This is a genomic window from Micromonospora sp. GCM10011541 (assembly GCF_042650725.1).
In the GTDB taxonomy this organism is placed as follows: Bacteria; Actinomycetota; Actinomycetes; order Mycobacteriales; family Micromonosporaceae; genus Micromonospora; species Micromonospora sicca.
Genome location: NZ_JBHSBP010000012.1, coordinates 1 through 20557, shown reverse-complemented (window position 1 = coordinate 20557; position 20557 = coordinate 1). Strand labels below are relative to the sequence as shown.

Below are 20557 nucleotides of genomic sequence, written 5' to 3'. Positions count from 1 at the left end.
GCCCCGGATGGCGTACGCGGCCGGGCCGGTCGGCTCGGGCGGGCCGCCCGCCACCGCCGTCACTTGGCGTTGAAGAGATCCCGGCAGGTCGCTGACCTGCGGTGACGGCCCCGATGGGGCCTGTGAGCAGCCAAGACGGCACTCACTGACTCACACAATCACGCGGTGTTTCACGGTGGCATGTGCCCCGGATGTGCCCCGCTTGCGCCCCGCCAAGTAGGCGGGCCCGGACAACGGAGATAGCAGCTCCGGCCGGGCCCTTGATCGACCCTGGGAGGTCGACCCATGAGCAATCTACCGTTCACCCTGCCCACCTGCGACGAGCCGGCCACCGTCCGGATCGAGGTGTACAGCGCCGCCAACGGCACCCTGTACGGCTCCCTCGACGGCGCCGTCTACACGTGCGACGAGCACGGCATCGAGGTCGTGTCGGCGGTCCAGGCGGCCGGCCTGACCGCGTACCGGGTGCCGGGTGCCCCGGACGTCGACCGGACGTGCGGCGAGTCGTACGTCTACCCCACCGGCGCTCTCGCCGCCGGCGACCAGCACCCGCGCTGGTGCGACCGGCAGGACTGCGAGCGCCGGGGCGAGCACCGGTCCGCGGTGATGGGCGTCAAGCCGTCCCCGCACGACCTGACCGCCACGACGGTGCAGCTGGTGCAGCTGATCGCCGTCACCGCGACGCCGGTCCTGATCGAATTCGCGTTCATCGCCGACGACCCCGGCGGCAGCACCACGCAGCTGGTGACGCTGGACCAGGCCGTCGCGTTGACGTACCGGATTCGTGGGCTGGCGGACCGGGCGAAGGGGCGGCGGCGGTGAGCCGGGCGCCACGCTGGTGGCGGCCAGCACCGCGGCGGAACGTCCGCCCGGCGGTCCGGGCCACCCGGCGGACCCGCCCGGCCACCGTGCAGGACGCCGCCGAGCTGTACGACGCCGGTTACCAGGCTGGCCGGGACGAAGAGGCGCAGCGCAGCCAGCGGCGCGACCGGCAGATCCGTCGACTGATGGACGCGATCCACGCTGCCGACCAGGGCGACCCGGGGCCGCTCGACGAGCTGGGCCGCGAGGCCGGGGCGGGTGACGACCTGCTCGACGTGGCCGACGCCGCCGGGGTCGCACCGCTCGCCGACGCCGGGTTCGAGGACGAGCTGGTGCCGGAGATCGAGGCGTGGCTGCGCGGGCAGGACCGCGGGTGACGGTCCGGCGCGGGGACCGGCTGGTCTGGGAGCACCCGCGCTGGCCGGTCCCGCTGTACATCACCGTGGTGCGGGTGGCCCGGGATGGCACGTGGGCGGACATTGACGTGCGCATGTTGACGTCGCAGTGGTCGCGGCGGACACCACTTCCGCTGCCGAGTCGATGCCGCCCCGACAACTCGCCTGGCGAGTGAGCAGGGCTGAAATCCGAACGGCCTGTTCGCATTTCGAGGCCTGGGTGCGCAATCGCGCAGACAGCTGCGCGATTCGGCACGGCGGTGCCGAATCTGAGGGGCCCGGAATCCGTGAGCAAATCACGGATTCCGGGCCCCCAAATGCGTCACGCGGATACGGATTTCGGCCGCGGCCCGGACGGTCCGATCGGTCCCGGCGGACCACCCGGCCGCGGCTGACCCGGCAGCCGGCTCACAGCGGCATCACCGACAGGTTCCGGTCGTAGACGGCCGGGTTGCCGGTGCCGGCGTTCTTGCGGCTGTGCAGCTCGAACGTCCACGAGCCGGGCACCAACCCTGCGGCCAGCTCACCGGTGGAGCCGCCGAGACTCAACGTGCCGCCGAGCGTGCCGGACGACACGGTGAGCAGGTTGGAGCCGGACAGGACGGTGCTCGACGACCAGGTGACGCCGCCCGGGCCAGTGGCGACGACGACCAGGGCGACGGCCTCACCCACGTCGAGGTCCATCCCGGAGGCGAAACTGACGTAGGCGCGGCCGGTACGCAGGATGTTCGTCGTGACGGTCGGCCCGCCGTTCAGGGCGTAGTTGGCGCTGCTGATCGAGGTGTTCCCGATGACGGCGGCGGCTTTCAGGCCGGCGCCGATGGTGGCCGCGGCTTGCGGCGTGCCGGGGATGGTGAGCCGGCCGAGGATGCACCACGACGCGCCCGCGGTGAGGACGCCCACCACGTCGCCCGGGGCGAGCAGCAGGGACTCGCTGGTGTTAAGGATCGACAGGTTCTCAAGCTGCGCGCCGGCGATGTCGATGACGTTCTCGGCGGTGTCCGGGTTCCACTCGACCACGACGCCCTGCCGGTAGCCGATACCGGCCGCCGGCGGCGCGCTGAACAGCGTTACCAGGTCGTCACCACGCATCTATGTCTCCTGTCGTCAGCGGCGGCGGGGCCGCCGTCGCGGCGCCGGACCCGCCAGCGGCGGGGTGCCATCGGCCGGCAACCCGCACGCCTTCCGCCAGTAGTCCAGGTGGGCGGAGCGCAGCCCGGGCGCCATCGCGTCCGGGTCGATCAGCTGCCGGGCCCGCTCGACGTTGACCGCGAGCTGCTCACGGCCGGGCACACGGCTGAGCCCTTCGGCGATCTGCGCGAGCTCGCCGCTCGCGGCGGCCGCGCCGAACCGCTCGACCGCGCTGCACACCAAACCGGCCGCGGCGGTCTGCTCCTGCGGTGTGCCGGTGATCGCGTCCACGATCAGCGGCTGCCCCAACTTCACCGCCAGGTCGAACACCGCGTCAGCCGCGGCCACCACCTCGAGCGGATCCACGGAACGGACACCACCGACCCGCGCAGTCGCGAACGCCGGCGTCGACACCAGCGACACCGACACCAACCGCGCCTTGATACGGCGGATCAACGTCGTGCCGTCACGGCGGACGGTGACGACATTGCCCGCCGGGTCCGGGTTGAACCGGATCGACATGAATCTGAGCATCGACCGTTTCACGCGCCCGGCAGCGTCCTGCGCCTCCGGAGTCTCATCGATCGACCACCGGGAGTGCAGCCCGTCCGGCCGGTCGGACCACTCCACCGCGACACCGATCGGGTCGGAAATGGGGCCCGGACCCATGTCGTCGTGATACCGGTGCAGCGGTAGCGCCGACTCGATGGCCAGCGAGTCACGGAACGCGCCGGGCGCCCACTCCTCGAAGATGTCCGGGGCGATCAGGGTGGGCGTGTTCCACGGGACGGCCAGCCCCCACAGCTCGGTGAACAGGCCACCGGCCGCCGGTGGGGCAACAGTCAGTGTGGGGGCGGCGAACGCCCGCGTGAGCGTCATCAGGCGGCCGGGATGCCGGTGACCGTCTGCACGCCGGCGGTCGCACGCACCGCCAGGTACAGCGGCCGGCTCACACCGATCTCCACACCCAGCGTGTCCGGGGACAGCTGCGGATCCCACTGGACCGGCTCACGCTCCAGCAGCACCGCCCCCGGGGCGGTGACGATCGCCGTACCGACCGGCGCGCCGACGCTGACCGCCACCACCGGGTGCGGCACATCGGGCTGCCAGCTCGTGGAAATTGCCCTTCGCACGCGCGGCAGGTTGGCCGGGTTGCAGATCAGCAGCCCCGGCACCGCCCCGTCGGCGACGCCCTCCGGGTCGTTGGCCAGGTGGTTGTTCATCGCCGCGCCGGCGAGCGCCTCCGCCTGGTCGAGCGCCGCACCCAACGTGATCGCGTCAGCCCCGGCACCCCTCGTGCCGCCGGCCGCAGCGACCAGCTGCCCGCCGACGTAGATCTCCGCCGCCCGGTCCGCGACGTCCTGCAGCAGCTGGTCGAGCATCGCCTGCGCGAGCGGGTCAGCCCAGTCGATCACCTGCCGAGGCAGCACCGCGTAGCACGCGGCCAACTGCCGAGCCCGGCCCGACCCGACATCGCCGATGGTGACCGCCGTCCCCGCGGTGAGCGGAGTGCCCTCGGTGACCATCGCACCGTTGATGTTCCCCGACGCGACACCGGGCACCACCGGGGCGGTGCCGCCGGCGGTGAAGTCCCGCCCGGCCGCGTACTGCCGGATCAGCGGCAACGCGGTCCCGATCCCGGTCCCACCAACAGCCTCCACCGGCTTCCCGACCAGGCCAGGATTGTCGGTGGTCAGCTGAATCGCGCGCAGCTGGTCGGCGACCTGCCGCGCCTCGATCCGCTCCAACGCCGGCCGCACATCCTGCCCGCCCGGCCCGCCCAGGTGCGGCACCTTCACCCGCGCCCAATCCTGCGCCCGGCTACCACCGATCACGCCAGCCGCGAACCGCGCGAAGTCGGCCAGGTCGTGCACCTGCTCGACCGTCTCCCGCGCCCGGCTGGACCGGATCGCGTCACTCGCGTCGGTGGCCAGGGCGGCCAGGGCCAGACTCCGCAGCTGCCCGATGTGATCCGTCATCGCCGCTTCAACTCCCGCTCAAGGTCGTCTCTGTGCACCTGCGCCGGCTTCCAGCGGACCCGGCCGGAGCTCCGCCAACGTCGGAGACTCCGACCGGATACACCGGCTCCGTTCAGTGCCTCCGCCAGACTGATCCAAGAGTCGTCGACCGGGCCAGAAAGTGGCCGATGCTGGCCACCCAACGCCGCCAGCACAGCCCGAACCACCCCACCCCCGTACTCCGGCAGGCCATCCCGACGGCGGGCCGTACGCGCCGCCTCAGCCGCCTCAGCGGCATGGCCCGTCCGCAGCACCCGCGCCAACTCCCGCCGCTCACCGTCGGACAGCGACGCGGCGAACGCGGCCAGCAGATCGTTCACGGTGGCATCCCCCCGTTTTGGATAGGTGATCTTGAGCGCCCGACCCCGGGAGTCTCGTTTTTGCTTTCGCGATTTGGCCGGAACGCGCCGGATCGAACCGGACCAATGCGGACAACTTCGGACTTCGGGGAGGGAGAGAGCCTGACTCCGGGTCAGTTCGTCGGGCCCCCCCAGCCAAAACGCCCCCCTGTGCATCACCACTTGGTCACGCTGCGCCCGGGTGGGTCGCCTGCCGGCCGTCGTCCGTTGGTGGCTCGGTTGCAGCCGCGGTGTTCGGGGCCTCGGTAGATGCTGCGGTCCTGGTCGTCGTGCCCGAGGTCCCATGGCGCGCCGGGTGGGATGCGCTGTCCGCAGCGCCAGCAGTCGACCTGGCCGGCGGCGACGTGTGGCGCCCATTGTGCGCGGACGCGTTGGTGGTGGCTGCCGTAGCCGCGTTGGGTGGTGGTGCCGCCGCGGTCACGCATCGTCGGCCGCCAGCTGCAGCAGCTCGTGGGCGATGTCGGCGCGCATCTCGGCGTGGTCGGTGGGGTCGATGCTGGCGACCATGCGGTGTGCGGCGTGGTGGGCGACGTCGGCGGCGTGGTGCGGGTCTGCTGTGTGGCAGAGCAGCTGGTGTGTGCGTTGGTCGCAGTCGTCGTCGAGGACGGCCAGGAGCAGGGCGAGGTAGGTGCGGTGGGTTTGCTGGTCGGTCATGGTTTGCCGGTCAGGCGGGTGAGTCGGGTGATGGCGTCGGTGAGGTCGGCGTGTTCGACGTCGGTGAGTTGGTGTGTGTGGGCTGCGGTGAGGGTGTCTTCGGCGCGGCGTGCGGCGGTGGCTACGGCGGCGATGGCGTGCCGGATTGCGGGGTCGTGGTTGAGGTAGGCGCGTTGTTTGGTCACCGCGGGTTCCTCCGGTTGAGCTTGGTGGCGTGGCGTTGGCGTAGGCCGTGGTTGCGGGCGTCGTCGAGCTCCTGGCGCTGCCGGCGGCGGGCCTGGCGCCGGCGGATGGTCTCGACGACGGCGGCCCGTAACCGCTGTTCCCACTCGACGCGCTCCTGCTCGGTCATGCGGCTGCCCTCCGGCGGGCCGACGCAGAGCGGTTGGACAGTTGGACAATGTCCAACCGACCCCCACCCCGCCGGCCCCTATATAGATGACACTTTTGTTGTTGACCTGCGGATATAGACAGCAGTGATGGTGCGTTTCCGGGGGTGCCGGTTGGACAACGTCCAACTGTCCAACCGGTCCGGGCGGTCACGACGCGCCGCCGAGCAGCCGGTAGGTACGCGCACCGCCGTCAATGTCCTCGGTCACGATCTGGCCCGCGTCGGCCAGGCGGTCGATCGCATCGGCGAAGTGCCGACCGTCCCTGCCGGCGAGGCTGCGGCGCAGCTCCGTGTGGGCGGCCACGCCGCCGGCGGCGGCGACCTTCCGCACGATCCACCGCGCCACCCGCTGCGCCGCGGCGTCCTCCACCCGCTCGGCCACCAGCACCGCCCGGTCGCCTTCCGCTTCACCGCGGCGGCGGTTGCGCTCCCGCTCCACCTGGTTGAGGGTCGCGGTGATCCCGTCGCGGGTGCGGCGAGAGACGGTCGCGACGACGCCGGCGAGCTGCCAGTCCTCTTCGGTCACCTCGGCGCGCCCGTCCAGCAGGGCCAGCGCGGCGGCGGTCTTCAGCTGGGCGAATAGAGCGTGCCCGTCAAGGTCGCTGGGCTGACCGCGCAGCCGGGCCAACCGCGCGGCGTCCACCGCGGCGCGGGCGGCCTGGCACACCGGCAGCACCACGCGGCTGGTCCCGAACTCCGCCATCGGCCACGGCGGACGCTGCCACAGCAGCCCGGCAGGCAGGTCCGGAGCGACGTCGGGCGCCGCCGGGTCGGTGGCCGGGAGCCAGATGAAACGCTGTGGAGTGCCGCCGTCGGCGTCGGCGAGCAGCCCGCCAGCGCGGGCCGGCTGGACACCGACCAGCAGCGCCAGCCGGTACGAGTGCCCGGGGATGGGCAGCCGCTTGTCCGGGTCGGCGTATGAGAAGCCCAGCGCCTCACCGGACCACGCGCGGCGCAGCTCGGGCAGGAGGGTGGCACCCTGCCGACTCCCGAGCGCGGCCAATGTGTCGATCTCCGGCACGGACAGCAGCACGGCATCGGTGTGCCGCTCGATCCCGCCGCCGCGAACCCGCCGGGCGTACAGGTGGGCGATGCCCTCACCGGAGCCGACGCTGGCCGTCGTGATCGGCCCGACGTCGACCGATTCCTCTCCGATCCGCTCGGCGGTGCCCTTGCCCGCTGAAGACGCCCCTACGGTCGCCACAAACAGGTTCAGGGACCCGTGCCCACCCACCAGCGCGGGCAGCACCACGAACGGCGGGGTGGCCGTCACGACGCGGGTCAGGACGACGCCGAGGGTGGCCCAGGGTGCGCCGCGGCGGGCGCGGGCGAACTGGTGGACGCGGGCGAGGCTGGCCCGGGCCGCCCAGAAGTCGCCGTCGGCCGCCTGGTCCTCGGCCGGGCCGGGGACGGGCGTGGTCGCTGGCCGTTGGCGGTCGAGCCAGCCGGCCGGGTCGCAGAACTCGCACCCGTCGCGGTGGCACGGCGTCGACGGCGTGCACTCGCCCGCCGCGTCGACGTCGGCGGCCAGCTGGTCGCCGTCGACCTCGAGGTCCGGCGGCGGCCGGTCGATGTCCGACCAGTCGTACCCCTCGTCGGGCACGGCCGTGGTGGTCATGCCGCCCTACCGATCACGTCGCGTTCGGCCACGCCGAGGGTGGTGCCGTTCTCCGGCGAGCTGTACGGCTCCGGCCGGCGCGGCGCCGGCTGGCCGACGGTGCGGATCAGCCAGCGGATCACGTCGCGCCGGTCGTACGGCTTGACGCCGATGGCGCGGCTGATCTCGTCGGCGATGGCGCGTTCGGCGGCGGCGTACCCGTCGGCGTAGCCGAGGGCGTAGCTGGCCGCGTTCTCCCACTCGCACTGTTCGTGCCACGCGGGCGGTACGCTGCTGCTGGTCTCGCCGACCTGCTTGATGCCCTCGCCGGATGCCACCCCGGCGGGGGCGTTCTTCGTCTGCGGCATAGTCAGGCGGCCGTCTGCTCGGGCCGGTTGAGGTAGGCGTCGACGTCTTCCCAGCGGTAACGGACGTCTCGGCCGACCTTCACGAAGCGCGGGCCCTTGCCGCGGTACCGCCACTGCTCCAGCGTCCGGACCGGCTTGCGCATGTACTCGGCGACCTCTTCGGGCGTCGCCAACGGCAGCTTACTCACGGCGTTTCCCTTCTGGAATCACACGACTGTGATTCGGAACCGGCTGGCGTGAGTATGCGTGCACGGTTGCGTGTTCGTCAAACGGTGGGTACCGTTTGCATCATGGAAACACCCGAGGACGTGGTACGCGCCAACGTGCGGCAGCTGCGGGAGCAGCGACGCCACACCGTGCGCTCGCTGTCGGCCCTGCTCGGCCAGCTGGGGCGGCCGATCCTGCCGTCCGGCATCACGAAGATCGAAGACGGCACGCGGCGGGTGGACGTCGGCGACCTGGTCGCGCTCGCCATCGCGCTCGGCGTGAACCCAAACCGGCTGCTGCTGCCCGCCGATGACAGCGGTGAAGCGATCGCGCTGACTCCGGCCGTCTCGGCTATCCCCCGGCAGGCGTGGCCGTGGGCACGCGGGCAGCAGCAGCTCCTGCCCGGCGAGATCGCGCTCGGGCACGGAGAGCGCAGCTACGCCGAGGGTCTCGACGACTTCCGCCGGCACGCGCTGCCGGCCAGTGAGCGGCTACGGGACGACCACACCGCGGCCCGGGCCGCGCAGGACGTGCTCGCCAGCGTCCGGGCCATGCTCGACCGGGCTGAGCACCCCGAGGTCTACGAACGTGAGGACGAGCTGGCCGCGCGGAGTCCGCGCATGGCTGCCAAGTTCGGTCCCAACCCGAGCACCCCGGCGGGCCTGCGGGCCCGGCTACGCCGTCTGGTCGCCGAGGTGGAGGCGCTGATCGGGGACGACAATGGCGAGCGTTGAGCGCCGCAAGGACGGCCGCCCCGGCTACGTCTGCCGGTGGCGCGACGAGGCCGGCCGGCAGCGCAAGAAGTCGTTCACCCGGAAGGTCGACGCAGACCGCTACCGCGCCGAGGTCGAGCACAAGCTCAATACCGGCCAGTACGTCGACCCGAAGGCCGGCCGGACCACCTTCGAGGTGTACGCCGAGCAGTGGCGGGCCATGCAGCCGCACCGGCCGAACACCGCGGCGCGTACCCGGTCGCAGCTGACGAAGCACGTCTACCCGGCCATCGGCGGCCGGCCGCTGGCACAGCTGCGCGCCAGCGAGCTACAGGCATTCGTGACCGGCCTGGCAGTCGCCCCGTCCTCAGTGCGACCGATCTGGGCCACCGTGCGGGCGATCCTGTCGGCGGCGGTGCGTGACCGGCTGATCCCCTACGACCCGGCGGACCGGATCAAGCTGCCCGAGCTGCCCCGCCAGCAGATCACGCCGCTGACCGTCGACCAGGTCGACCAGCTGGCCGCCGCGGTGCCCGCTCGGTACCGGGCGCTGGTCGTGGTCGGCGCGGCGTCCGGGCTGCGGCAGGGCGAGCTGTTCGGCCTGCAGGTGGCCGACGTTGACTTCCTGCGCCGGACGCTGACCGTTGAGCGGCAGCTGCAGCCGGCGGCCGGCGGCGGGGTGGAGGTCGGACCGCTGAAGAACCGGTCGAGCTACCGGACGCTGCCCGTCGGCCAGGTCGTCGTCGACGCGCTCGCCGCGCACCTGGCGGCGTACCCGGCCGCCGGCGCGGCGTACGTCTTCCGCGACGACGACGGGCAGCCGCTGCACCGCAACCGGTTCAACCGCGACGTCTGGGGGCCAGCCCGGACGGCGGCCGGGCTGCCCGAGGTGACCTGCCACGACCTGCGGCACTTCTTCGCCAGCGTGCTGATCGGTGCCGGCCACAACCCGAAGGCGGTCGCCGAGCGGCTGGGCCACGCCGACCCGGCGATGACGCTGCGGGTCTACGCGCACCTCTGGCCGGAGGACGACGACCGGACGCGGCAGGCGATCGATGACGTGTTCCGGCGCGATGTGCCCCGCTTGCGCCCCGCGATGGAAGGCTGATCTATGTTTGCGCAGCTCAGACGCCGTGCGCGGCCACCACCCGCTATTTGGCGTTGAAGTAGTTCGCCTCCGGGTGGTGCACCACGATGGCGTCGGTGGCCTGCTCCGGCACCAGCTGGAACTCCTCGGACAGCTGCACGCCGATCCGCTCGGCGCCCAGCAGCTTCACGATCTTCGCCCGGTCCTCCAGATCCGGGCACGCCGGATAGCCGAACGCGTACCGGCAGCCCCGGTAGTCGGTGCGCAGCAGGCCGGCCAGGTCCGCCGGATCGTCCTCGGCCACCGTCCGCCCACCCGGCAGGGTCAGCTCGGTGCGGATCCGCCGGTGCCAGTACTCCGCCAGGGCCTCGGTGAGCTGCACCGAGAGCCCGTGCACCTCCAAATAGTCGCGGTAGGAGTTGGCGGCGAACATCTTCGCCGTGTACTCGCTGATCGGCTGCCCGACGGTGACCAGCTGCAACGCCACCACGTCCAGCTCGTCGCCCTTGGGACGGAAGAAGTCGGCCAGGCAGAGCCGCCGCTCCTGCCGCTGCCGCGGGAAGGAGAACCGGGCCCGCTCCGCGTTGCCGTTCTTGTCCAGCACCACCAGGTCGTTGCCCTCGGAGTACGCCGGGAAGTAGCCGTACACCACCGCGGCCTCGAGGACCTGGTCGGCGATCAGCCGGTCCAGCCAGTACCGCAGCCGCGGCCGCCCCTCGGTCTCCACCAGCTCCTCGTACGACGGTCCCGTGCCGCCCCGGGCGCCGCGTAGCCCCCACTGGCCGAGGAAGGTGGCCCGCTCGTCGAGCAGCGCCGCGTAGTCGGCCAGCGGCACGCCCTTGACCACCCGGGTGCCGAAGAACGGCGGGGTGGGCACCGCCACGTCGGTGGCCACATCGGAGCGGACCGAGGCATCGTCCAGCTCCGGCAGCGCCTCGCTGACCATCGCCCGCTGCTTCTCCCGCCGCGCCCGCCGGGCGGCCAGGGCCGCCTCCCGCTCCGGGTCGACGACGGGCGCGCCGCCGCGCTTGGCCGTCATCACCCGGTCCATCAGGGACAGCCCCTCGAACGCGTCGCGGGCGTAGTGCACCTGGCCGGGGAAGACCGACCGGAGGTCGTCCTCGACGTACGCCCGGGTGAGCGCCGCCCCGCCGAGCAGGACCGGCCAGCGCTCGGCGACCCCGCGCGTGGCCATCTCCGCCAGGTTCTCCTTCATGATGACGGTGCTCTTGACCAGCAGCCCGGACATGCCGATCGCGTCGGCCCGGTGCTGCTCGGCCGCGTCGAGGATGGCGTTGATCGGCTGCTTGATGCCGATGTTGACGACCTCGTAGCCGTTGTTGGACAGGATGATGTCGACCAGGTTCTTGCCGATGTCGTGCACGTCGCCCTTGACGGTGGCGAGCACGATCCGGCCCTTGCCGCCGTCGTCGGCCTTCTCCATGTGCGGCTCCAGGTAGGCCACCGCCGTCTTCATCACCTCGGCGGACTGGAGCACGAACGGCAGCTGCATCTGGCCGGAGCCGAACAGCTCGCCGACCACCTTCATGCCGTCGAGCAGCAGGTCGTTGATGATGGACAGCGGCGACCGGCCGCCGGCCATCGCCGCGTCCAGGTCGGCCTCCAGGCCGTTGCGCTCCCCGTCGATGATCCGCCGCTTCAGCCGCTCGTCCAGCGGCAGCGCGGCCAGCTCCTCGGCCCGGGTGGCCCGCGCCGACGCGGCGTCCACCCCCTCGAAGATCTCGATGAACCGCTGCACCGGGTCGTGCCCCTCGCGACGCCGGTCGTAGACCAGGTCGAGGGCCGCCTCCCGCTGCTCCTCGGGGATCTTCGACATCGGCAGGATCTTGCTGGCGTGCACGATCGCCGAGGTCAGCCCGGCCTGCACGCACTCGTGCAGGAAGACCGAGTTGAGCACCTGCCGGGCCGCCGGATTGAGCCCGAAGGAGATGTTGGAGATGCCCAGGGTGAAGTTCACCCCCGGGTAGCGGGCGGCGATCTCCCGGATCGCCTCGATGGTCTCGATGCCGTCCCGGCGGGTCTCCTCCTGGCCGGTGGCGATCGGGAAGGTCAGCGCGTCGATCAGGATGTCCGAGCGGCGCAGCCCCCACCGGGTCGTCAGGTCCTCGATCAGCCGGCTCGCGACCCGGACCTTCCAGTCCTTCGTACGGGCCTGACCCTCCTCGTCGATCAGGAGGGCGACCACGGCGGCGCCGTGCTCGGCGACCACCGGCATCACCCGGGCGTAGCGGGACTCCGGGCCGTCGCCGTCCTCGAAGTTCACCGAGTTGACGACGCAGCGTCCGCCGAGCATCTCCAGCCCGGCCTCGATCACCGGCGGCTCCGTCGAGTCCAGCACGATCGGCAGCGTGGAGGCGGTAGCGAACCGGCCGGCCAGCTCACGCATGTCCTGCGTGCCGTCCCGGCCCACGTAGTCGACGCACAGGTCCAGCAGGTGCGAGCCGTCCCGGGCCTGGCTACGGGCGATCTCCACGCAGGCCTGCCAGTCGGCGGCGAGCATCGCCTCGCGGAACGCCTTCGAGCCGTTGGCGTTGGTCCGCTCCCCCACCATCAGCACACTGGCGTCCTGGGCGAACGGCACATGGTGGTAGATCGAGGAGACGCCGGCGTCCTGCCGCGGCTCCCTGGGGCCGGGGCGGGCGCCGTGCAGCCGCTCCGCCACCACCCGGATGTGCTCCGGCGTGCTGCCGCAGCAGCCGCCGATCAGCGAGACGCCGTACTCGGTGACGAAGCGCTCGAGGGCGTCGGCCAGCTCCACCGGGGTCAGCGGGTAGACCGCGCCGTCGGAGGTCAGCTGCGGCAGGCCGGCATTGGGCATCACCGACAGCGGCACCCGGGCGTGCTGGGAGAGGTAGCGCAGGTGCTCGCTCATCTCCGCCGGGCCGGTCGCGCAGTTCAGGCCGATCAGGTCCACGCCGAGCGGCTCGATCGCGGTGAGCGCCGCGCCGATCTCGCTGCCCAACAGCATGGTGCCGGTGGTCTCCACGGTGACGTGGCAGATCAGCGGGACCTTCCGCCCGGTCTCGGCCATCGCCCGATGCGAGCCGACCACCGCGGCCTTCACCTGGAGCAGGTCCTGGCAGGTCTCCACGATCAGCGCGTCCGCGCCGCCGGAGATCAGGCCGGCGGCGTTCTCCTGGTACGCGTCCCGCAGGGTGGCGTACGCGGCGTGCCCGAGGGTGGGCAGCTTGGTGCCCGGGCCGATCGAGCCGAGCACGAAGCGGGGCCGCTCCGGGGTGGCGTACGCGTCGGCGGCCTCCCGGGCGATCCGCGCGCCCGCCGCGGAGAGCTCCCGGATCCGGTGCTGGATGTCGTACTCGCCGAGGTTGGCGAGGTTCGCGCCGAAGGTGTTGGTCTCGACGCAGTCCGCGCCGGCCGCCAGGTAGGCGTCGTGCACCCCGCGGACGACGTCCGGCCGGGTGACGTTGAGGATCTCGTTGCAGCCCTCCAGCCCCTCGAAGTCGTCGAGGGTCAGGTCGGCCGCCTGCAGCATCGTCCCCATCGCCCCGTCGGCGATGAGGATCCGGTCCGCGAGCACATCCAGCAACGAAGTCCGCACAGGGCCAGGTTAGTGCGACGTCTCGCGCCCTGGTCGAGCCATGCTGGCCTTCCCACATACTGTCAGCGGGATCACCGAGTCCGGTTTGACTGTTTGGCGCGGCTGGTCCGACCCGCGACCGGCGCGGCCGGCGGGCCGCATCCCCTGCCGGCACGTAGGCTGACGGACGTGAAGGACATCAGGGACACCACCGTGCCCGGCGGGCGGACGTCGGGGCAACGGCCCGGCGCCGCTCCCGACGAGCAGTGCGAGGTGACGGCGTGACCGAGTTCGACGGGCTGCCGGTGCTGCGGTCCCCGGTCGCCATCGCGGCCTTCGAGGGCTGGAACGACGCCGCGGACGCCTCCACCGCCGCCGTGGAGCACCTGGAGCAGGTCTGGCAGGCCCGGCAGGTGACCGAGCTGGACCCGGAGGACTTCTACGACTTCCAGGTGAGCCGGCCGACCATCACCATGGCCGAGGGCGAGACCCGCCGGGTGGAGTGGCCCACCACGCGCTTCATGGTGGCCAGCCCGCAGGGCACCGAGCGGGACGTGGTGCTGATCCGCGGCATCGAGCCGAGCATGCGCTGGCGCACCTTCTGCGAGCAGGTGCTGGAGATCTGCCACAGCCTGGAGGTCGAGCGGGTGGTGCTGCTCGGCGCCCTGCTGGCCGACGTGCCGTACACCCGGCCGCTGCCGATCAGCGGCAGCGCGTCCGACGCCGAGGCCGCCCAGCGCTACCAGCTCACCCCCACCCGCTACGACGGGCCGACCGGCATCGTCGGGGTGCTGCACGACGCCTGCACCCGCGCCGAGGTGGACGCGGTCTCGTTCTGGGTGCACGTGCCGCACTACGCGAACAACCCGCCCTGCCCGAAGGCCACCCTCGCGCTGCTGCATCGGGTCGAGGAGGTGCTCGACCTGCCGGTGCCGATGGCCGACCTGGCCGAGGAGGCGGCCGAGTGGGAGCAGCGGGTGCGCAGCGCCGCCGAGCAGGACGCCGAGCTGGGCGAGTACGTCCGCGAGCTGGAGGAGCGGGTCGGCGACGCCGGCATCACCCCGTTGACCGGGGACGAGATCGCCCAGGAGTTCGAGAAGTACCTGCGCCGCCGCGGCGGCTCCGCCGGCCCGACCGCCGGCTCCTGGTAGCCGGCCCCTCCCCCCTGTCGCTCAGCGGGCCCCGGACGAGTCGTCCGGGGCCCGCTTCTTCGGCGTGTCCGGGCTGGCGCCGTCACACCCGCTAGGGCATCCTAGGAACCTAGCTGTCATGAGGAGGCGGGCATGCAGATCAACCCGGGCGCGGCCGAGTTCCCGCACCGGCAGATCGCCGCGCAGCTCAAGGCCCAGGTCCGCCGCGGCGACTGGGCGCCGGGCGAGCGGCTGCCGTCCATCCCGGCCATCGCCGAGATGTTCGGCGTGGCCAAGCAGACCGTGCAACGCGCCGTCGACCAGCTGCGGGTCGAGGGCATCCTGATCACCAAACCCGGCTCCGGTACGTACGTCCGGGGCACCCGGCGCCGGCTCAACCGGCTCGCCCGGGGCCGGTACGGCGGCTTCCGCGGCTACCACACCGACCTGGCCGCCCGGTACAAGCAGCAGCTCGTCTCCGTCGGCCGCGCCCCCGCCCCGCCCGAGGTCGCCGACGCGTTCGGGGTCTCCGACGGCACCGAGCTGCTCTGCCGGCGGCACCTGGTCCGCACCGACGAGTCACCGGTCGAGGTCGGCGCGTCCTGGTTCCTGCCCGCCGACACCGCCGGTACCTCGCTGGAGCGGGCCGAGGCGTTCGGTCGGCCGCTCTACCAGGAGGCGGAGGAGGCCACCGGCCGCCGGTACGCCACGGCGACGGACACCATCAGCGCCCGCCAGCCCAGCCGGGAGGAGGCGGAGATCCTGCAGATCCGCCCCGACACCCCGGTGCTGCACCTGCTGCACGTCGCCTACGACGGCCACCGCAAGCCGATCGAGGTCGCCCAGGCCACCTGGCCCGGCCCGATGACCACCCTCACTGAGGAGTACAAGATCCCCGCCCCCACCCCCGACCCGGACCCCGACCCCGGCCTGGTCCTCGGCTGACCCCGCCCCGCCCGCGCCGCGGCCTCCATGATCGTCTGCGGTGCACGGGGGTGACACGCCGTCGGTGCCGCCGCTGAACCGCAGACGATCAAGGCGAACCGCTTGGCCACCCGGCACCGAGGCGCCCAGCTGCCGCGGCGAGCGGAGCGCCGAGGCGGGGAGCTCAGAGGCGGATGCCGAGGAGGGCGTCGACGGTGTCGGCGAAGAGGGTGGGGCCCTGGGCGTCGTCGGCGACGCCGGCGAGGGCCTGCGCGGCCCACTCGTCGGCGACCGCCAGCGCGCCCGGCGTGTCCAGGTCGTCGGCAAGGCGGGCGCGTACCCCGGCCAGCAGCGCGGCCCCGGACGGCCCGGCGGGGACCGCGGCGGCCCGGCGCCAGCGCGCCAGGCGCTCCTGCGCGGTCACGAGCAGGTCCTCGGTCCAGGACCGGTCGGCGCGGTAGTGGCCGCTGATCAGGGCCAGCCGGACCGCCATCGGGTCGACCCGGTCGGCCCGCAGCCGGGAGACGAAGACCAGGTTGCCCTTGGACTTGGACATCTTCTCGCCGTCCAGGCCGATCATGCCGGCGTGCACGTAGTGGTCGGCGAAGGGCGCCTGGCCGGTCAGCCGTTCGGCGTGCGCGGCGGAGCACTCGTGGTGCGGGAAGAGCAGGTCGTTGCCGCCGCCCTGCACATCGATCCGGTCGCCGAGCAGGTTCAACGCGATCACCGCGCACTCGATGTGCCAGCCGGGGCGGCCGGCGCCCAGCTCGCCGCCGGGCCAGGACGGCTCGCCCTCCCGGGCGCCGCGCCACAGCAGCGGGTCGAGTGGGTCCCGCTTGCCGGCCCGGTCCGGGTCGCCGCCGCGCTCCGGGAAGATCTCCAGCATCTGCTCCCGGGTCAGGTTCGACTCGTACCCGAACGCCGGGGCGGCGGAGATGTCGAAGTAGACGTCGCCGGTGCCGTCGTCGAGGCGGTATGCGGCGCCGTCCTTGAGCAGGACGAGGACCTTGTCGGCGATGTCCGGGATCGACTCGACCGCGCCGACGTAGTGCGCCGGCGGGATGATCCGCAGCGCCTCCATGTCCTCCCGGAACAGCGCGGTCTCCCGCATGGCCAGGACCTTCCAGTCCTCGCCGTCACGCTCGGCCCGCTCCAGCAGCGGATCGTCGATGTCGGTGACGTTCTGCACGTAGCGCACGGTCACGCCGGCGTCCCGCCACATGCGCTGCACCAGGTCGAACGTGATCATCGTGGCGGCGTGCCCGAGGTGGGTGGCGTCGTACGGGGTGATGCCGCAGACGTACATCGAGGCGGCGCCGTCGGGCTCGCTGGACTGGACGCCCTGCCGCGCCGAGTCGTACAACCTCAGCGGCACGCCCTCACCCGGCAGCCGTGGCACCTCGTGTCCCACCCAAGACTCCATGACCGTCAGCCTAACGAGCCGCCCACCCGCCCGATGCCGCCCTGGGCGTGATCAACGCGACAACGGCTCACATCGGCGGCCAGGGCATCGCCGGCCAGTCCTCGGGCGGCTGGGGGAACCGCCCGCTCTCCCGCAGCCGGTCGACGCGGGCGGCCAGCTCAGCGACCTCGCCGATCGTCAGGTGCTCGGCCAGTTCCTCGCCGAGCGGTCCGGCGACCTGACGGGCGAGCGCGTCGAGCATCTCCACCGCGTCGGGCGGCAATTGCCGGCCGGCCCAGCCCCAGAGCACCGTGCGCAGCTTCTCCTCGATGTGGAAGCACACCCCGTGGTCCACACCGTAGATCCGGTCCTCCGGCCCGATCAGCACGTGGCCGCCCTTGCGGTCGGCGTTGTTCAGCACCGCGTCGAGGACGGCGAGGCGGGCCAGCCGGGGGTCGTCGGCGTGCGCCAGGGCGTACGCGGCGCCGTCGTCGTCGCGGGCCGCGGCGACCGGGAACCAGCGCGGCGGCAGGGCGTCCGCCGGCACGAACCCGACCAGCGGCTCGGCGTCCGCCGGCTCGTCGATCCAGAGCTGGCACGAGCCTGGACCGAACGGGCCGTCCCGCAGCACCGTCGGGGGCACCAGGTCCCAGCCGGTGGCGCGGGAGACCAGGTAGGCGGCCACCTCGCGGCCGGCGAGCGTACCGTCGGGGAAGTCCCAGAGCGGGCGCTCGCCGCGTACCGGCTTGTAGACGCAGCGGGCCGTCACCCCGTCCAGGCTGAGGATGCCGCGCAGCGTGGTGTTGGAGGCGTCGACCAGCCGCCCCTCGAGGTCGAGCTCACCGTCGATCAGCAGGCGGAGAGCGACGGCGCTGTCCTGTCGGGGCTGGAGTTCCGACGAGGTCACCGGTGATAACCGTTGTGCCGCGGACAGAGATGGCCGGCCGGGTCCAGCGGCTGACCGCAGAGCGGGCAGGGCGGGCGGCCGGCGTTGACCACGCGGCGGGCCCGCTCGATGAAGGCGCGGGTCGCCTCGGGGGTGAGCCGCACCCGCAGCCGGTCGAGGTCCTCGTCCGGCTCGTCCGGCTCCTCGTCGGCGTCCTCGTCGTCCTCCACGTCGCCCAGCTCGACCTCGGCCTCCGCCTCACCGACGGCGATCGCCTCGATCACCACGGTGGCGGTGTCCACGTCGAAGGCCAGGCCCAGGGTGCCGACCCGGAACTCCTCGTCGACCGGGGTGTCCAGCGGGTCGTTGTCGCCGGCGGCGGGGGTCGTCTCCGGCAGGTCCACGCCGAACCGGCGCTGCGCCTCGGAGAGCAGCTCCTCCAGCTTCTCGGCGAGCAGGGACACCTGGACCTTCTCCAGCGCGACGCTGACCAGCCGGCCACCGCCGCGCGCCTGGAGGAAGAACGTACGCTCCCCCGGCGGGCCGACGGTCCCGGCGACGAACCGCTCCGGCGGCTCGAAGGCGTGCACCTGGTGGGTCATACCCACGACCCTATCCGGCGCGTGGAGGCGTCGCGCACCGCACCGACGGTGGTTCCGCCCAGGGCGAAACGCCACCGGCCACGCCGCGGCGCCCCGGGCGTGGCGACGCGGCTCACCGGGCCGCCCCCGCGCCACCGCCCACCGCGGCGTCGGAGTCGACCGCGCGGGTGGCCCGTCGACGCCGCTTGCGCGGCGGCGGCACCAGCCCGGCCAGATCGCCGCCGGTGTCGTTGAGCCGGACCAGGAAGGGCCGCAACGGCGTGTAACGGATCGCCGTCACCGACGCCGGGTCCGCCACGATCCGCTGGAAAAGATCCAGGTGTACGCCCAGCGCGTCGGCCACGATGGCCTTGATCACATCGCCGTGGCTGCACGCCAGCCAGACCGCCTCCGGACCGTGCTCGGCGCTGATCCGGGCGTCCCAGGACCGCACCGCCGCCACCGCCCGGGCCGACATCGCGGCCATCGACTCCCCCGCCGGGAAGACGGCGGCGCTCGGATGCTGCTGCACCACCGGCCAGAGCGGCTCCTTGGCCAGCTTCTTCAGCGGCTGCCCCTCCCAGCTGCCGTACCCGCACTCGATCAGCCCCTCCTCCACCACCGGCTCCGCCTCGGGCAGAGCCAGGTCCAGGGTCTGCCGGCAGCGGATCAGCGGGCTGGTCACCACCGCCGCGAGCGGAAGGCCGCGCAGCCGCTCCCCGACCGCGGTGGCCTGGGCGCGACCCGTCTCGTCCAGCTCGACCGGCTGCCGGCCGGCCAGGCCGCCGTCGGCGTTCGCGGTGGTCCGGCCGTGTCGCAGAAGGAGAAGGGTCGCCACGGTGACCACCCTAGGGCGTCCGGCCCGGGTACGCCCTCACGGTCGCTTTCGCGGCCGCCGCGCCCCTGGTGTCGGCCGTTCCGTTCGGCCGTGGCCGCTTCGGATGCGCCCTGCGCCGGCTGTTCCGCAGGACGAGGGCAGGGCGCCACCGAGGCACCCCGGCCCGGCTCAGTCGGCCGTCCCGATCTGCTGGAACGCGCGGGCCAACTGGACCAGGTCGAAGCCCTCGAAATGATCCAGGAACCGCCGCCGCACGCTGGCCAGGTGACTCGGCCAGGACTCTTCCAGGCGGGCGAAGCCGGCGTCGGTCAGGACGGCGTTCCAGCCGCGGGCGTCCTTCTCGCACCTGACCCGCTCGACCAGCCCCGCCGTCTCCAGGCGGGTGATGGTCCGGGTCATCCCGCTGAGCGAGAGTTCGCACGCCCCCGCGAGTTCGCTCATCCGCATCTGCCGGCCCGGCGCCTCCGACAGGTGCATCAGGGCCGTGTATTCGGTGAGGGGCAGCTGGCGCTCCCCCACCAGGTCGGCGTCGATCGCGCGGGGCAGCACGTACATGACCCGGCCGAGGGAGCGGACCAGCGCCTCCTCGGCGGGGCTGAGCGGTTCGGGTTCTCGGGAGGTCCGGGACATGCCATTCATCCTAGTTGCTTGACCGGACAACCTTCACCTCGGTGATGTGACGTCGGCCATGAGTATTTGCTTGGTCAAGCAATCGCTCGCTAGCTTCGGCGACGCCAGGCAAGGACCGTCGGACTGGAAGGGCACCAGACACATGACCAGGATCGGGATCATCCTCGGCAGCACCCGCCCGGGGCGTAACGGAGAATCCGTCGCCCGCTGGGTGCTCGAGGTGGCCAAGCAGCGCGCCGACGCGCAGTTCGAGCTGATCGACCTGCTCGACTACCAGCTGCCGCACCTCGACGAGGCGTACCCGCCGTCGATGGGCCAGTACTCCCAGCCGCACACGCTGCGCTGGGCCAACACCATCGCGTCGTTCGACGGGTTCGTGATGGTCACCCCGGAGTACAACCACTCCACCTCGGGTGCCCTGAAGAACGCCATCGACTTCCTCTACGCGGAGTGGAACAACAAGGCGGTCGGTTTCGTCAGCTACGGCTCGGTCGGCGGCACCCGCGCCGTCGAGCACCTGCGCCTGATCGCCGGCGAACTCCAGATGGCCGACGTGCGGTCCCAGGTGGCGCTGTCGCTCTTCACGGACTTCGAGAACTTCAGCGTCTTCAAGCCGAACCAGTTCCAGCAGGACGCGCTGAGCACCACCCTCGACCAGGTCGTGGCCTGGAGCACCGCGCTCGCCCCGCTGCGCAATCGCTGAACACATTTCCACCTGATTCGCCGGATGGCCGCGGGATCCTCCCGCGGCCATCTCCCTGCCGCCCCGGCCGGTTCCGTCCGGCAGCTCCCCACCCGCCCCTAGAGCCTGTGTCGAAGTCGGTCACAGCCACTCGCTGATCGCGGCGACGTGCACGGTGGCTTC

Annotated in this window: 22 protein-coding genes; 7 read left to right on the top strand and 15 right to left on the bottom strand. The window is 72.5% G+C overall.

What is annotated here, in order from left to right; genetic code table 11:
• Nucleotides 1-285: 285 nt before the first annotated feature.
• Together ACFOYX_RS07055 and ACFOYX_RS07050 are read left to right on the top strand one after the other, a co-directional pair.
• The gene (locus tag ACFOYX_RS07055) at nt 286-822 is read left to right on the top strand and encodes a hypothetical protein (RefSeq protein WP_322440487.1); all 537 of its coding nucleotides are present in this window, start codon (nt 286-288) and stop codon (nt 820-822) included.
• On the top strand, nt 819-1199 hold the full coding sequence (locus ACFOYX_RS07050; protein ID WP_322440488.1) for a hypothetical protein: 381 nt from the start codon (nt 819-821) through the stop codon (nt 1197-1199). Before ACFOYX_RS07055 ends, ACFOYX_RS07050 begins: the two co-directional genes overlap by 4 nt.
• Nucleotides 1200-1625: 426 nt before the next feature.
• Here the strand turns inward: ACFOYX_RS07050 and ACFOYX_RS07045 are convergent, their stop codons facing one another.
• The 9 genes from ACFOYX_RS07045 to ACFOYX_RS07005 form a co-directional block, all read right to left on the bottom strand.
• On the bottom strand, nt 1626-2309 hold the full coding sequence (locus ACFOYX_RS07045) for a hypothetical protein (protein WP_322440489.1): 684 nt from the start codon (nt 2307-2309) through the stop codon (nt 1626-1628).
• 15 nt (nt 2310-2324) lie between these two features.
• Complete coding sequence (locus ACFOYX_RS07040) at nt 2325-3227, bottom strand: HK97 family phage prohead protease (protein ID WP_322440490.1); 903 nt, start codon at nt 3225-3227, stop codon at nt 2325-2327.
• Nucleotides 3227-4327 (bottom strand): hypothetical protein, encoded by a 1101-nt coding sequence (locus ACFOYX_RS07035; RefSeq protein ID WP_322440491.1) that lies wholly within the window; start codon nt 4325-4327, stop codon nt 3227-3229. The genes ACFOYX_RS07040 and ACFOYX_RS07035 overlap by 1 nt, the downstream gene beginning before the upstream one ends.
• Before the next feature lie 815 nt (nt 4328-5142).
• Complete coding sequence (locus ACFOYX_RS07030; protein WP_322440492.1) at nt 5143-5379, bottom strand: hypothetical protein; 237 nt, start codon at nt 5377-5379, stop codon at nt 5143-5145.
• Nucleotides 5376-5564 carry a hypothetical protein gene (locus tag ACFOYX_RS07025; protein ID WP_322440493.1) on the bottom strand — a complete coding sequence of 63 codons (189 nt, stop codon included), beginning with the start codon at nt 5562-5564 and terminating at the stop codon, nt 5376-5378. Before ACFOYX_RS07025 ends, ACFOYX_RS07030 begins: the two co-directional genes overlap by 4 nt.
• Nucleotides 5561-5731, bottom strand: coding sequence for a hypothetical protein (locus tag ACFOYX_RS07020; protein ID WP_322440494.1), 171 nt, complete (start codon nt 5729-5731; stop codon nt 5561-5563). The genes ACFOYX_RS07025 and ACFOYX_RS07020 overlap by 4 nt, the downstream gene beginning before the upstream one ends.
• Nucleotides 5732-5918: 187 nt before the next feature.
• Nucleotides 5919-7388, bottom strand: a complete 1470-nt coding sequence (locus ACFOYX_RS07015; RefSeq protein WP_322440495.1) for a hypothetical protein — start codon at nt 7386-7388, stop codon at nt 5919-5921.
• Nucleotides 7385-7735 (bottom strand): hypothetical protein, encoded by a 351-nt coding sequence (locus ACFOYX_RS07010; protein WP_322440496.1) that lies wholly within the window; start codon nt 7733-7735, stop codon nt 7385-7387. Before ACFOYX_RS07010 ends, ACFOYX_RS07015 begins: the two co-directional genes overlap by 4 nt.
• Before the next feature lie 2 nt (nt 7736-7737).
• Nucleotides 7738-7923: a helix-turn-helix domain-containing protein gene (locus ACFOYX_RS07005; protein ID WP_322440497.1), complete on the bottom strand. Its 186-nt coding sequence runs from the start codon at nt 7921-7923 to the stop codon at nt 7738-7740.
• 102 nt (nt 7924-8025) lie between these two features.
• Here ACFOYX_RS07005 and ACFOYX_RS07000 point away from each other — a divergent pair, with 102 nt between their 5' ends.
• Nucleotides 8026-8676 carry a helix-turn-helix transcriptional regulator gene (locus ACFOYX_RS07000; RefSeq protein ID WP_322440498.1) on the top strand — a complete coding sequence of 217 codons (651 nt, stop codon included), beginning with the start codon at nt 8026-8028 and terminating at the stop codon, nt 8674-8676.
• The gene (locus ACFOYX_RS06995) at nt 8663-9763 is read left to right on the top strand and encodes a tyrosine-type recombinase/integrase (protein WP_322440499.1); all 1101 of its coding nucleotides are present in this window, start codon (nt 8663-8665) and stop codon (nt 9761-9763) included. Before ACFOYX_RS07000 ends, ACFOYX_RS06995 begins: the two co-directional genes overlap by 14 nt.
• Nucleotides 9764-9806: 43 nt before the next feature.
• On the opposite strand, the gene metH is transcribed toward ACFOYX_RS06995, so the two are convergent.
• Nucleotides 9807-13322, bottom strand: coding sequence for a methionine synthase (gene metH / locus ACFOYX_RS06990; RefSeq protein ID WP_322440500.1), 3516 nt, complete (start codon nt 13320-13322; stop codon nt 9807-9809).
• A gap of 260 nt (nt 13323-13582) precedes the next feature.
• Here metH and ACFOYX_RS06985 point away from each other — a divergent pair, with 260 nt between their 5' ends.
• A complete protein-coding gene (locus ACFOYX_RS06985; protein ID WP_109802332.1) occupies nt 13583-14452 on the top strand; it encodes a PAC2 family protein in 870 nt (289 codons plus the stop codon).
• Between the two features lie 132 nt (nt 14453-14584).
• A complete protein-coding gene (locus tag ACFOYX_RS06980) occupies nt 14585-15376 on the top strand; it encodes a GntR family transcriptional regulator (RefSeq protein WP_322440501.1) in 792 nt (263 codons plus the stop codon).
• A gap of 163 nt (nt 15377-15539) precedes the next feature.
• On the opposite strand, the gene mshC is transcribed toward ACFOYX_RS06980, so the two are convergent.
• From mshC to ACFOYX_RS06955, 5 genes are all read right to left on the bottom strand, one after another.
• The gene (gene mshC / locus ACFOYX_RS06975) at nt 15540-16778 is read right to left on the bottom strand and encodes a cysteine--1-D-myo-inosityl 2-amino-2-deoxy-alpha-D-glucopyranoside ligase (RefSeq protein WP_322440502.1); all 1239 of its coding nucleotides are present in this window, start codon (nt 16776-16778) and stop codon (nt 15540-15542) included.
• A 67-nt stretch (nt 16779-16845) separates the two neighbouring features.
• On the bottom strand, nt 16846-17664 hold the full coding sequence (locus ACFOYX_RS06970; protein WP_322440503.1) for an SCO1664 family protein: 819 nt from the start codon (nt 17662-17664) through the stop codon (nt 16846-16848).
• A complete protein-coding gene (locus ACFOYX_RS06965; RefSeq protein WP_109804442.1) occupies nt 17661-18245 on the bottom strand; it encodes a DUF3090 domain-containing protein in 585 nt (194 codons plus the stop codon). Before ACFOYX_RS06965 ends, ACFOYX_RS06970 begins: the two co-directional genes overlap by 4 nt.
• Nucleotides 18246-18357: 112 nt before the next feature.
• Nucleotides 18358-19071, bottom strand: coding sequence for a histidine phosphatase family protein (locus ACFOYX_RS06960; protein WP_109804443.1), 714 nt, complete (start codon nt 19069-19071; stop codon nt 18358-18360).
• A 159-nt stretch (nt 19072-19230) separates the two neighbouring features.
• Nucleotides 19231-19692 carry a MarR family winged helix-turn-helix transcriptional regulator gene (locus tag ACFOYX_RS06955; protein ID WP_322440504.1) on the bottom strand — a complete coding sequence of 154 codons (462 nt, stop codon included), beginning with the start codon at nt 19690-19692 and terminating at the stop codon, nt 19231-19233.
• A 142-nt stretch (nt 19693-19834) separates the two neighbouring features.
• Here ACFOYX_RS06955 and ACFOYX_RS06950 point away from each other — a divergent pair, with 142 nt between their 5' ends.
• Entirely contained in the window at nt 19835-20395 is a 561-nt protein-coding gene (locus ACFOYX_RS06950) for an NAD(P)H-dependent oxidoreductase (protein ID WP_322440505.1), read from the top strand.
• The last annotated feature ends 162 nt before the right edge of the window (nt 20396-20557 follow it).